At 73.0% G+C, this 12,298-nt stretch carries 10 protein-coding genes; 4 read left to right on the top strand and 6 right to left on the bottom strand.

From position 1 onward, the window contains the following. The first annotated feature begins 52 nt into the window (after positions 1-52). Entirely contained in the window at positions 53-709 is a 657-nt protein-coding gene (locus VKA29_RS28525) for a bifunctional DNA primase/polymerase (RefSeq protein ID WP_324788866.1), read from the top strand. Positions 710-805: 96 nt separating this feature from the next. On the opposite strand, the gene ftsY is transcribed toward VKA29_RS28525, so the two are convergent. After that, complete coding sequence (gene ftsY, locus VKA29_RS28520; RefSeq protein WP_324788865.1) at positions 806-2,011, bottom strand: signal recognition particle-docking protein FtsY; 1,206 nt, start codon at positions 2,009-2,011, stop codon at positions 806-808. A gap of 144 nt (positions 2,012-2,155) precedes the next feature. Here ftsY and VKA29_RS28515 point away from each other — a divergent pair, with 144 nt between their 5' ends. Continuing rightward, complete coding sequence (locus tag VKA29_RS28515) at positions 2,156-3,127, top strand: LLM class flavin-dependent oxidoreductase (protein ID WP_324788864.1); 972 nt, start codon at positions 2,156-2,158, stop codon at positions 3,125-3,127. Positions 3,128-3,224: 97 nt separating this feature from the next. Here VKA29_RS28515 and VKA29_RS28510 read toward each other — a convergent pair whose 3' ends face one another. The 4 genes from VKA29_RS28510 to VKA29_RS28495 form a co-directional block, all read right to left on the bottom strand. Next, positions 3,225-4,643 (bottom strand): sugar porter family MFS transporter, encoded by a 1,419-nt coding sequence (locus VKA29_RS28510; protein ID WP_324788863.1) that lies wholly within the window; start codon positions 4,641-4,643, stop codon positions 3,225-3,227. Positions 4,644-4,868: 225 nt separating this feature from the next. Further along, a complete protein-coding gene (gene smc, locus VKA29_RS28505) occupies positions 4,869-8,435 on the bottom strand; it encodes a chromosome segregation protein SMC (protein WP_324788862.1) in 3,567 nt (1,188 codons plus the stop codon). Positions 8,436-8,671: 236 nt separating this feature from the next. Continuing rightward, positions 8,672-8,875, bottom strand: coding sequence for a hypothetical protein (locus VKA29_RS28500; protein WP_055623302.1), 204 nt, complete (start codon positions 8,873-8,875; stop codon positions 8,672-8,674). Between the two features lie 380 nt (positions 8,876-9,255). After that, entirely contained in the window at positions 9,256-9,537 is a 282-nt protein-coding gene (locus VKA29_RS28495) for an acylphosphatase (RefSeq protein WP_324788861.1), read from the bottom strand. Positions 9,538-9,706: 169 nt separating this feature from the next. On the opposite strand from VKA29_RS28495, the gene VKA29_RS28490 reads away from it, so the two are divergent. Both VKA29_RS28490 and VKA29_RS28485 read left to right on the top strand, forming a co-directional pair. Next, entirely contained in the window at positions 9,707-10,864 is a 1,158-nt protein-coding gene (locus VKA29_RS28490; protein WP_324788860.1) for a CAP domain-containing protein, read from the top strand. A 191-nt stretch (positions 10,865-11,055) separates the two neighbouring features. Next, a complete protein-coding gene (locus VKA29_RS28485) occupies positions 11,056-11,457 on the top strand; it encodes a helix-turn-helix domain-containing protein (protein WP_324788859.1) in 402 nt (133 codons plus the stop codon). Here the strand turns inward: VKA29_RS28485 and mutM are convergent. Then, positions 11,430-12,290, bottom strand: a complete 861-nt coding sequence (gene mutM, locus VKA29_RS28480) for a bifunctional DNA-formamidopyrimidine glycosylase/DNA-(apurinic or apyrimidinic site) lyase (RefSeq protein WP_324788858.1) — start codon at positions 12,288-12,290, stop codon at positions 11,430-11,432. The genes VKA29_RS28485 and mutM overlap by 28 nt on opposite strands. Between the last annotated feature and the right edge of the window lie 8 nt (positions 12,291-12,298).

The following is a 12,298-nucleotide window of genomic DNA, read 5'->3' as shown; positions in this document are numbered from 1 at the left end:
CGTTCCGCTTCCGTGCCGTAACCGTCGGCGCGCCGGGACCGTTGGAGGGGGCATGGACTTCACGATCGGCGGGATCCGGGAGATCCGCTCCGGCGTGCGTCGGCGCGGCCGCTCCTCGGAGTGCACCGCCGTCGCCGAGTTCACGGGACTGTGGGGCTGGGACGTGGTGCCGGGCGCGCGGACGGCGGCGGGCTCGTGCTCGTGCGGCCTGCCGGACTGCCGCGCACCGGGCGCCCACCCGCTGGAGTTCGCGCCTCCGGTCCCGGCCGGCGCCACGCTCGACGAGGCGACCAGGGCGTGGGCGGAGTTCCCCGGCGCCGCGGTGATGCTGCCGGTGGGCCGCGCGTTCGACGTGATCGAGGTGGCCGAGCCGGCCGCGCGCCACGCCCTGGTCCGGCTGGAGCGCATGGGCCTGCCCGTCGGCCCGGTCACCGCGACCCCCGAGGGCCGCGCCCACTTCTTCGTCGCGCCGGGCGGCGCCGCCGAGCTGCCCGGGCTGCTGTACCGCATGGGCTGGGACGACCCGGCCTCCCTCGACCTGCGCGGCTTCGGCCCCGGTGCGTACATCACCGCCCCGCCCTCCGACCGGGCGGGCCTGGGCCCGGTCCGCTGGCTGCGCTCCCCCGCCCTGGACGCGGCCTCGAAACCACCGCCGGCCCGCCTGCTGCTGGGGACGCTGGCGTACGTCGCCCACCGGTCACGCGCGTAGGGCCCGCGACCGGGGCCCCGGCAGGCCCGCACAGCGAAGCGCCCGCTCCCCGACTGCACCTCGGGGGGCGGGCGCTTCTTCGCGCGTGCTTCCTGCTCAGTCGCCGATGAGCGCATCCACGAACGCCTCCGGCTCGAACGGCGCCAGGTCGTCCGCGCCCTCGCCCAGGCCGACCAGCTTCACCGGCACGCCCAGCTCGCGCTGCACCGCGACCACGATGCCGCCCTTGGCCGTGCCGTCGAGCTTGGTGAGCACGATGCCGGTGATGTCGACGACCTCGGCGAACACGCGGGCCTGCACCAGACCGTTCTGCCCGGTCGTGGCGTCCAGCACGAGCAGCACCTCGTCCAGCGGCGCGTGCTTCTCGACCACCCGCTTGACCTTGCCGAGCTCGTCCATGAGGCCGGTCTTGGTGTGCAGCCGCCCGGCGGTGTCGATGAGCACGACGTCGGCACCCATCTCCTTGCCCTCCTTCACCGCGTCGAAGGCGACGGAGGCGGGGTCGCCGCCCTCCGGCCCGCGCACGGTGTAGGCGCCGACGCGCTCGCCCCAGGTCTGCAGCTGGTCGGCGGCGGCGGCGCGGAAGGTGTCGGCGGCGCCCAGCACCACGCTGCGGCCGTCCGCCACCAGGACGCGGGCGAGCTTGCCGGTGGTGGTGGTCTTGCCGGTGCCGTTGACGCCGACGACCATCACGATGCCGGGCTTGCTGGTCGCGGGCTCGGTCCTGACCGTGCGGTCGAGGTCGGTGCCGACCAGCTTGAGCAGCTCCGCGCGCAGCAGGCCGCGCAGCTCCTCGGGGGTGCGGGTGCCGAGGACCTTCACGCGCCCGCGCAGGCCGTCCACCAGCTCCTGGGTGGGGGCCACGCCGACGTCGGCGGTGAGCAGCGTGTCCTCGATCTCCTCCCAGGTCTCCTCGTCGAGGTGCTCGCGCGACAGCAGCGTGAGCAGCCCCTTGCCGAGGGCGTTCTGGGAGCGGGAGAGGCGGGCGCGCAGGCGGATCAGGCGCCCGGCGGTGGGCTCCGGGATCTCGATCGCGGGCGCCTCGGCGGCGGCGATCGGTTCCTCGACGACGACCGGAGCCGGGCCGCCCGGAAGATCCACCTCCTCTATGGTCCGGCGAGGTTCCTCGCGCGGCGTCTCGGCCTCTTCGCCGACGTGCGGCTCGGCCGGTGGGGCGGTGATGTCGGGCGCGGCGGGCGGCGGCGGAGGCAGCGACTTCTTGCGCCGGCTGCCGACGATGAGCCCGCCGAGCACGCCGAACACGACCACGGCGATGACTACAGCAAGGATGACGAATTCCATAACGGCTCCAGTATGCGCGACCCCTCCCCCGGCGGACCGTCGCCCGGCGGCCGAACGGAGGCGTGCCGCGACCCTGGCAACCTGACGGTACGTCAGTTAAGGTCCCGGCACCGACACCCGTCCGCCCCGGCCGAGGGGACCGCCATGCCCGTCACGGTCGTACGCTTCAACCTCGTCGAACCCGGCGCCGGCCCGGCCTCCCTCGCCGCCCGTTACCGGGCCGCCCTGGAGATGGCCGCGTACGCCGACGCCCGCGGGGTCGACACCGTGCAGACCGAGGAGCACCACGGCGTCGCCGACAACTGGCTGCCGTCGCCGTTCGCCTTCGCGGGCGCGGTCTTCGGGGCGACCCGGCGGATCGCGGTCACGGTGTCGGCCGCCATCGGCCCGCTGTACGACCCGCTGCGCCTGGCCGAGGAGATCGCGGTGCTGGACCTGCTGAGCGGCGGACGGCTGGTGACGGTCGCCGGGATCGGGTACCCGCCCGAGGAGTACGCGCAGTTCGGCGTCGACTGGGAGCGTCGCGGCAGGCTCCAGGACGAACTGCTGGAGACCCTGCTGAAGGCCTGGACCGGCGAGGAGTTCAGCTACCGGGGCCGTAGGGTGCGGGTCACCCCGCGCCCCTGCTCCGCGCCGCACCCGCTGCTGCTGGTCGGCGGCTCCTCGAAGGCCGCCGCCCGCCGTGCCGCGCGGCTCGGCCTGCCGTTCTTCCCGAGCGCGCACCTGCCGGAGCTGGAGGCGTACTACAAGGAGCGGCTGGCCGAGTACGGCACCGAGGGCTGGACCATGATGCCGGCGGCCGAGACCCCGCTGCTGCACGTGGCGGAGGATCCCGACCGGGTCTGGGCGGCGTACGGCGAGCACTTCCTGCACGAGGCCCGGACCTACGCCTCCTGGCAGTCCGGCTCCATCCGGTCGGCGGTGCGGTCGGCGGCCACGACCGTGGACCGGCTGCGCGCCGAGGGCGTGTACCGGGTCCTCACGCCGGACGAGTGCGTGGCGCAGGGCCTGGACAGCCTCGTCCTGCACCCGCTGGCGGGCGGGATGCCGGTGGACGAGGGGTGGCGCGGCCTGCGGCTGTTCTGCGAGGACGTACTGCCCCGGCTCGGTGCGTGAGCCGGGGCGGTGCGCCCACGGGGCGAGGAGGGGCGAGGAGAGGGGCGGCGGGGACTGGGCCCTTCTCCCCGGGTCCGGGGGCTCGCGCGGGGCCGGATCAGCCCATCTCCTCCAGCGCCTTGCCCTTGGTCTCCTTGACGAACTCGAGGACGAAGGGGACGGAGAGCGCGGCGAAGGCCGTGTAGATCATGTAGGTCGCGGACAGGTTCCAGTCGGCCAGCGACGGGAAGCTCGCGGTGACGGCCCAGTTGGCGAGCCACTGCGCGGAGGCGGCGACGCCCAGGGCGGCGGCGCGGATCTTGTTCGGGAACATCTCGCCGAGGAAGACCCAGACGACCACCCCCCAGGACAGGGCGAAGAAGAGGACGAAGACGTGCGCGGCGATCAGGGCGGTCCAGCCCTGGGCGGCCGGGAGCTTGCCGTCGACCAGGTCGTAGGAGAAGGCCCAGGCCTCCAGCCCGAGGCCGACCGCCATGCCGACGGAACCGATCAGGGCCAGCGGCTTACGGCCGACGCGGTCCACGAAGATCATGGCGATGACGGTGCCGACGATGTTGATGATCGACGTCGTGAACGAGTAGAAGAACGAGTCCGTGGGGTCGACGCCGACCGACTGCCAGAGCGTCGAGGAGTAGTAGAACGCGACGTTGATGCCGACGAACTGCTGGAAGACCGACAGGCCGATGCCGATCCAGACGATCGGCTTGAAGAAGAAGGAGCCGCCGAGCAGGTCCCGGAAGGTGGACCTGTCCTCCCTCCTCATGGCGAGTTCGATCTCGGCGATACGGGCGTCGAGGTCGACGTCCTCGCCCTCGACCTCCGTCAGGATCCCGCGGGCGCGGTCGTACTTGCCGACGGAGACCAGGAAGCGCGGGGACTCCGGGATGGCGAAGGAGAGCAGGCCGTAGAGGGCGGCGGGGACGACCATGACGCCGAGCATGACCTGCCAGGCCTCCAGGCCCATCAGGCTGCCGCGCTGGTCACCGCCGGCGGCGTTCAGCAGGCCCCAGTTGACCAGCTGGGAGACGGCGATGCCGACGACGATCGCGGCCTGCTGGAAGGAGCCGAGCCGGCCGCGGTAGGCGGGCGGGGCGACCTCGGCGATGTAGGCGGGGCCGATCACGGAGGCCATGCCGATGGCGAAGCCGCCGACGACGCGCCAGAGGGCGAGGTCCCACAGGGCGAACGGCAGCGCCGAGCCGACGGCGCTGACGGTGAACAGCACGGCGGCGATCTGCATGCAGCGGATGCGGCCGATCCGGTCGGCCATGCGGCCGGCGGTCGCGGCGCCGACGGCGCAGCCGATCAGGGCGACGGCGATGACCTGGGCCAGGGCCGCGGAGCCGACGTCGTAGCGGTCCCGGACGGCCTCGACGGCACCGTTGATCACGGAGCTGTCGTAGCCGAAGAGGAAACCGCCCATCGCGGCCGCCGCAGCGATGAATACGACGTGCCCGAGATGATCGGGGTGAGCCGTCCCGGCTCTTGGCTGCTGCGTCCGCGTCGTGCTGGTCACGTTCCACTCCTCGGGCCACCGGCGGGTCGCCGGGTGGGGGGTCGGCCCCTTACGAATGCCCCGTCGCGCACCCGTGACACGCCACTGAGACATGAAGACAAAAACCACGCCGCCGAGGATGTTCCTTCAGGTTTCGAAGTCAAGCAGCGCACAGAAGGTGGCATGGACGACGGATCTGGAGCGTCATGTGTTCGTGATGTGAACTTGCTGACCGGGTGCTCCCGCTCAGCGGAGCCGCTGGCTGATGACCTTCGACACCCCGTCGCCCTGCATGGACACGCCGTACAGCGCGTCGGCGACCTCCATGGTGCGCTTCTGATGGGTGATCACGATCAGCTGCGAGGTCTCCTGCAACTCCTGCATGATGCGGATCAGCCGCTGCAGGTTGGTGTCGTCGAGGGCGGCCTCGACCTCGTCCATGACGTAGAAGGGGCTCGGGCGGGCCTTGAAGATCGACACGAGCATCGCGACGGCCGTCAGCGACCGTTCGCCGCCGGAGAGCAGGCTCAGCCGCTTGACCTTCTTGCCCGGCGGGCGCGCCTCGACGTCCACGCCGGTGGTGAGCATGTTGTCCGGATCGGTCAGGACCAGTCGCCCCTCGCCGCCCGGGAACAGCCGACCGAAGACGCCCTCGAACTCCCGGGCCGTGTCCCGGTAGGCCTCGGTGAAGACCTGCTCGACGCGTTCGTCGACCTCCCTGACCACCTGCAACAGGTCGGCGCGGGTCTTCTTGAGGTCCTCGAGCTGTTCGCTGAGGAACTGGTGGCGTTCCTCCAGGGCCGCGAACTCCTCCAGGGCGAGCGGGTTGACCTTGCCGAGCTGCTGGTAGGCGCGTTCGGCGGCCTTGAGCCGCTTCTCCTGCTCGGCCCTGACGAACGGCCTCGGCCGGTTGCGCGGGTGCTCCGGGTCCTCGGGCAGCTGCTCGCCGTCGGCCGGGAGCGAGGGCGGGACCGGCTGGTGCGGGCCGTACTCGGACACGAGGCCCGCCGGTTCCACGCCGAGTTCCTCCAGCGCCCTGGTCTCCAGCTGTTCGATGCGCAGCCGTTTCTCGGCGCCGAGCACCTCGCCCCGGTGGACCGAGTCCGTCAGCTTGTCGAGTTCGGCCTTGAGGTCCCGGCCGGTGGTGCGGGCGGCGGCGAGTTCCTGCTCGCGCCGGGCCTTGGCGGCCTCGGCGGCGGCCCGCTCCTGTTCGGCGCGGGCGAGGGACACCTCCACGTGCGCGAGGACCTGGCGGGCGCCGTGGCCGACGGCCCCGGCGACGGCCGCCTCGTGCCGCAGCCGGGCACGGCGCTGTTCGGCACGGGCGCGGGCCTCGCGCTCGGCACGGGCGGCCCGGTCCAGGGAGTCGGCGCGTCCGGCGAGCCCCTTGACGCGTTCCTCGTGCGTGCGGACCTGGAGACGGGCCTCCATCTCGGTCTGCCGGGCGTTGGCGCCGTCGGCGGCGAGACGGTCGCGTACCGACGTGTCGGGCTCCTCCTCGGCCGGCATCTCCTCGGCGACGGCAAGGCGCTCGGCGAGTTCCTCGACCTCTCGCAGGGCCTTGTCGAGGGCCTCCTGGGCGCGGGCGGCGGCGGCCACGGACCGCTCGGCCTCCCCGGCCGCTCCCCTGGCCTGCCCGGCGAGCCGGCCGAGCTGCTGGGCCACGGCCGACTTCTCCCGGTCGGCGGCCCGTCGGCGCTCGCCCAGTTCCTCGACGAGCGCGGCACAATCCCGGCGCCGCTCGGCCGCCGTGTGCTGCGCCTCGGCCAGTTCCTCGCAGCGCACGACGAGTTCGGCCAGCTCGGCGGCGGCCTCGTCCACCGACGCCTGCACCTCCAGCAGGCTGGGCGCCCCCGCGGACCCGCCGTGCGCCAGGTGCGCGCCCAGCAGGTCGCCCTCGGCGGTCACCGCGGTCAGAGCGGGGCGTGCGTGGACCAGGTCCTCGGCGTCCTCCAGGGTGCCGACGACGACGATGCCGCGCAGCAGGCGGCGTACCGCCGGCATGAGGTCGGCGGGGCCGCGGACGAGGTCGGCGGCGAAGGGCGCGGCGCCGGCGCGGAGGTGCGCCGGCTCGGCGTCCCGCTGTTCCTCCGGGTCGCCCGCCAGCAGCAGCGTCGCCCGGCCCGCGTCCTGCTTGCGCAGCAGGCGGATGGCGTCGGCGGCCGCGGACGTCGTGGTCACCGCGACGGCGTCCGCGGCGGCGCCGAGGGCGGCGGCCAGCGGGACCTCGTATCCGGGGGTCATCGTCAGCAGCTCGGCCGCCGGGCCGAGGAGCCCGGTGAGGCGGTCCTTCGCACCGAGCAGCGCCCCCGTGCCGTCCTTGCGGCGCAGGCCGGTGGCGAGCGCCTCGTGGCGGGCCTGGGTCGCCGCGCGCCGGCGTTCCGCCATGGTGGCGGCCTCCCGGGCGGCGGTCAGGGCGGCCTCGGCCTCCGCCAGCCGCCGTTTCGCCGCCTCGTGCCGTTCGGCGAGCTCGGCGTCCCCGGCGTCGAGGCCGTCGACCTCGGCCTGCAGGGCCTCGTACTCCTCCTGGGCCGCGGCGGCCCGCTCCTGCGCCTCGTCGCGGGCGGCGGCCAGCCGGTCGATCTCGGCCTGCGCGGCGGCGGCCCGCGAGCGGGCCGCGCCCACCTGCCCGCTGAGCCGGGCGAGTCCCTCGCGCCGGTCGGCGATGGCGCGGGCCACGTCCTTCAGGCGGCGCTCCTCCAGGGCGAGGTCCCGCTCCAGGTCGGCGCGGTGCGCGACGGTGTCCTCCAGGGCACGTTCGGCGGCCTCCAGGGCCGCTTCGAGTTCGGCCTCCTGCTCACGGATGCGGGCGGCCTCGCGCTCCATGTCCTCGGGGTCGCGGCCGCGCCGCTCCTCGGGGGGCGCGGAGGTGGCGCTCTTGACGCGCGCGTCGGCCAGCGAGACCGTGCCGCGCACCCGCTCGGCGAGCTGGGAGAGCTCGTACCAGGTCTGCTGGGCGCTGTGCAGGCGCGGTGTGAGCTTGCGTACCTCGTCCTCCAGGAGCGCCTCGTTCCGCAGGGCCTCGCGCAGTTCCCGCTCGGCGGTCTCCTTGCGTTCCCTGAGGGCGGCCTCGTCGGCGATCTCGGCCTTCAGCGCCTCCCGCAGCCGTACCAGGTCGTCGGCGAGCAGGCGCAGCCGGGCGTCGCGCAGGTCGGCCTGGATGACGGCCGCCCGCCGCGCGACCGCCGCCTGCCGGCCCAGCGGCTTGAGCTGCCGCCTGAGCTCGTCGGTCAGGTCCTGCACGCGCGCGAGGTTGGCCCGCATCGCGTCCAGCTTGCGCAGCGCCTTCTCCTTGCGCTTGCGGTGCTTGAGGACGCCGGCCGCCTCCTCGATGAAGGCGCGGCGGCCCATGGGGTCGGCGTGCAGGACGGAGTCGAGCTGTCCCTGGCCGACGATGACGTGCATCTCCCGGCCGATGCCGGAGTCGGAGAGCAGTTCCTGGATGTCGAGCAGCCGGCAGGTGTCGCCGTTGATCTGGTACTCGCTGCCGCCGTTGCGGAACATGATCCGCGTGATGGTGACCTCGGTGTACTCGATCGGGAGGGCGCCGTCGGAATTGTCGATGGTCAGGGAGACCTCGGCCCGGCCGAGCGGGGGGCGGCCGGTGGTGCCGGCGAAGATGACGTCCTCCATCTTGCCGCCGCGCAGCGACTTGGCGCCCTGTTCGCCCATGACCCAGCTGAGGGCGTCCACCACGTTGGACTTGCCCGAGCCGTTCGGGCCGACGACGCACGTGATCCCCGGTTCGAACCGGAGCGTGGTCGCCGAGGCGAACGACTTGAAGCCGCGGAGGGTCAGGGCCTTGAGGTGCACGCCGCTGGACTCTACCTTCCGGGGTCCGTCTCCCACCGTGAACGACGGCGCACTTGCGGTTTCACCCACGATGGCGCAGGGCACACCAGAAGTTAAGACGCTGAAAGGATGCGCGGGGGACTAGAAGGCGCGGGGGGAGAAGAAAGAAGGGACGCCGAGGCGTCCCTTGCAAATCTGACAACCCAGTGGTTGGTACGAGCACCCCCAACCACCGCTGTCATCGTGTGCTGCAGTGATCAGGTGAGCGCAGGCTCCGCCTGGTGTGCGTCGATGCTCTCCATGATCCTGTCGTGAGAAGCGGCAGCCGTCAGCGCCTCGTTCTCGGCCTGGATCCGTACCAGCTCGGATTCCAGGTCCTGTACGCGCTGCTGGAGCCGTCGCATCTCGGCGAGGAGTCGAGGGTCGGAGCCGCCGACGTAACCGAGAAGCGCCTTTGCCATGATGGATGGTCCTCCACAATGAGTGACCGACCGATGCGGTGTGGGTCGTGAGGGATTCGCACCCGCGGTGCTTGACACTGTTGAGCTCACACTGCCGTTCAACCATGCCAAACAGCCAGGGTGCGCGGGGTACTTTCAGCGTCTCACCAAAAAGTTTGACGGTCAACACGATCACGCCCCGTATCGGCGGGCGACTCTGGGTCGCGCGGCCGGAAGGGGCGGCGCCGCGATCCCTGCGGGGCCCCGGGGGCGGGGAGATCATCCTCAGGTGCGGAGCCTGCCACGACGAGCGGTTCTTGGCAACCACCAGGTCAGTCCCGGTTCGGGCAGGTGCCGGCGGCATGTACCGGGCTCCGGCACCCGGACGGCGCCGGGCCGGCTCACCGGACGGCGAAGCCGTCGTAGCCCCCGCGGGGTGTGTCCCAGATCTCGGTGACGCCGTCCACGCGTCCGGGCGTGTCGTCGCCCTGGAGCCAGTCGAGCAGCCCCTCGCAGTGCTCCCGCGGGCCCTCCGCGACCACCTGGACCCGTCCGTCGCCCAAATTGAGAGCAAAACCACTCAGGCCGCCGATCTCGAGGGCCTTGGCCCGCGTGAACCAGCGAAAACCCACACCCTGGACGCGTCCCCGCACCCAGGCGACCAGTCGCACATCCTCGCTCATGGCTGCAACCTAGCGGGCCGATGTCTCCTCGGGCACTTCCTCCCCGCACGGCATGCGGTACCGTCCCGACCCAATGAATCTCATATGAAACTCACTCCTTCGAGTGAGCGGCGTCACCCGCACGCCTCGTGCGAGCCGGGCTGACCGCCAGGACGAGGAAGGCCAGAACATGGGACGCCACCGACGCTCCGCCGCCGGCCGCGCCGCCACGGGCCGCGCCACGGGGGTCACAGAAACGGGCGGCTCCTACCCGGGCAGCTACGACCCCCCGCAGTACTCGTACACCTACGACCCGCCCCGGACCTCCGCCTCGGACGACCCGCTCCGGACGTCCGCCCCGGACGGGTCGCCCGGCATGGGCACCGCGCCGTTCCTGGACACCGAGGCGTACGCCGAGGCGTCGGCCAGGAGCGCCGCGTACCTCTTCGCCAGCGAGGACGACTTCGCCACGGTCTTCCCGGAGCACGGGTTCACGCCCGACGGCGGCACGCGGCGGGGCGGCAACCACCGCCGGCGCAGGAGGCGGGCCGTGACACCGGTGCGCAGCGGTCTGCTCGGCGTCTCGGCGGCGGTCGCCCTGGGCACCGTCGCGGTGACCACCGGCGCGGTGCCGGGGCTCGACAACTACAAACTCGGCGGCAGCAGCAGCGGCGACAAGGTGCAGGCCGCGGGCTCGCCGACCAACTCGGCCAGCGAGCAGGGCGGCACGTCCGGCAGCGCGGACAGCCGCGCCACCGACTCCTCGACGAGCCGCGGCACCGGCGACACCTCCTCGCCCTCGTCCCCGGCGCCGTCCACGTCGACGGCCGCGCCCAGCGAGGCACCGACGACGAAGCGGCCGAAGCCGGAGCCCGAGCCGGGCAGGACCAGGAAGCCCAGGACGACGCCCTCGAAGAAGCAGACCCCGAAGCCCGCGAAGACCGCCGCCCCCGCGGTGACGGTGTCGGCGGCGACGGCCGCCGAGGCCGAGGTGCTCAGGCTGGTCAACGGCGAGCGTGCCAAGGTGGGCTGCAGCGCGCTGGCCGCCAACAGCTCGCTGGGCGAGCTGGCCGGCGACTTCAGCGACGCCATGGCCGAGGAGGGCTTCTTCGACCACACCGACCCCAGCGGCGCGACGCCGTGGGACCGGGCGGCGAAGCTCGGCATAGGCAACCTCGGCGGCGAGAACATCGCCCGCGGCCAGACGGACCCGGCCGCGGTGATGGATGCCTGGATGAACAGCCCCGGCCACCGCGCGAACATCCTGAACTGCGACTTCAAGACGCTGGGCGTCGGCGTGCACTTCGGGTCCGGCGGCCCCTGGTGGACGCAGGACTTCGGCTACTGAGGGGACCGGCGTCGCCTGGTCCGGCGGGCCGTCCACGGTCCGCCGGGTCACCGGTGTGCACCCGCTCGCCGCAGGCCGGCCGGCGGGGCGGCCCGGCGCGACCGCGGGCACGCCACCGTCACGGAAGGTGAGCGCTGACCGCCGTGCAGCGCAACCCGTGGGGCAGCGCTGCGTCCGAGTACGCTGACGTCATGGACAGCACCGAGGAGCGCGCGCCGGCGCGGGACCTCCCCTACGACGTGTTCGCCAGGGCCTGCCCGTCGCGCGGCACGCTGGAGCACGTCACGGGCCGTTGGGGCGCGCTCATCCTGGGCGCGCTGCACGACGGCTCCCTGCGCTTCAACGAACTGCGCCGCAGGGTCGACGGCGTGAGCGAGAAGATGCTGTCCCAGACGCTGCACGCGCTGGAGCGCGACGGCCTGGTGCACCGCGAGGCCCAGCCGACGAACCCGCCCCGCGTGGACTACGAACTCACCCCGCTCGGCGGCGAGGTCGCCGAGCGCCTGCTGGGGCTCATCCACTTCGTGGAGGGCCGCATGGACGAGGTACTCGAGGCCCGCCGCCGCTACGACGGGACGCGCGGCGCCCGCTGACAGCGCGGGCAGAAGTAGCTGGACCGGTTCATCCAGGGGCGCCGGCGCATCGGCGTACCGCAGCGCCTGCAGGGCAGCCCCTCACGGCCGTACGCGTCGAGCGAGCGGTCGAAGTAGCCGGACTCGCCGTTGACGTTGACGTAGAGGCTGTCGAAGCTGGTGCCGCCGACCGCCAGGGCCTCGTTCATCACGTCCCGGATGTGGCCGAGGAGTTCTGCGGTGCGCGGGTGCGTGAAGGTCGCGGTGGGGCGTTCGAAGTGGATGCGGGCGCGCCACAGGGCCTCGTCCGCGTAGATGTTGCCGACCCCGCTGATCAGCGACTGGTCGAGCAGGGCCCGTTTGATCGTCGTCCGCTTGCGGCGCAGGGCCCGGTGGAAGGCCTCGTCGTCGAACAGCGGGTCCAGGGGGTCGCGGGCGATGTGCGCGATGACGTCGGGCAGGCCGTCGTCGGTGGTGTCGTGCAGCGACAGCCCGCCGAAGGTGCGCTGGTCGACGAAGCGGAGCTCGGTATCGAGGTCGTCGGCGAACCTGACCCGGACCCTGAGGTGCTTCTCGTCCGGCGCCTCCCGCGGCTGGACCAGCAGCTGTCCGCTCATGCCGAGGTGCGCCAGCACCGACTGGCGGGTGTCCTCCAGGGGCAGCCACAGGTACTTGCCGCGGCGGCTGGGCACGCCGACGCGGTGACCCTTGAGACGGTGCGTGAAGTCGTCGGCGCCGGCCACGTGCCGGCGCACGGCGCGCGGGTGCAGCACCTCGGCGTCGGCGACGACCCGGTGGGCGACCCACCGTTCCAGGCCGCGCCGGACGACCTCGACCTCGGGCAACTCGGGCATGGGATCCC

Source organism: Streptomyces sp. H51, assembly GCF_035656535.1.
Taxonomy (GTDB): Bacteria; Actinomycetota; Actinomycetes; order Streptomycetales; family Streptomycetaceae; genus Streptomyces.
This window is presented reverse-complemented; position numbering and strand designations above follow the sequence as displayed.

Coding starts and splice junctions, on each gene's coding strand:
- VKA29_RS28525 (WP_324788866.1), top strand. CDS start 53: ATGGACTTCACGATCGGCGGGATCCGGGAGATCCGCTCCGGCGTGCGT.
- ftsY (WP_324788865.1), bottom strand. CDS start 2,011: ATGGAATTCGTCATCCTTGCTGTAGTCATCGCCGTGGTCGTGTTCGGC.
- VKA29_RS28515 (WP_324788864.1), top strand. CDS start 2,156: ATGCCCGTCACGGTCGTACGCTTCAACCTCGTCGAACCCGGCGCCGGC.
- VKA29_RS28500 (WP_055623302.1), bottom strand. CDS start 8,875: ATGGCAAAGGCGCTTCTCGGTTACGTCGGCGGCTCCGACCCTCGACTC.
- VKA29_RS28495 (WP_324788861.1), bottom strand. CDS start 9,537: ATGAGCGAGGATGTGCGACTGGTCGCCTGGGTGCGGGGACGCGTCCAG.
- VKA29_RS28490 (WP_324788860.1), top strand. CDS start 9,707: ATGGGACGCCACCGACGCTCCGCCGCCGGCCGCGCCGCCACGGGCCGC.
- VKA29_RS28485 (WP_324788859.1), top strand. CDS start 11,056: ATGGACAGCACCGAGGAGCGCGCGCCGGCGCGGGACCTCCCCTACGAC.
- mutM (WP_324788858.1), bottom strand. CDS start 12,290: ATGCCCGAGTTGCCCGAGGTCGAGGTCGTCCGGCGCGGCCTGGAACGG.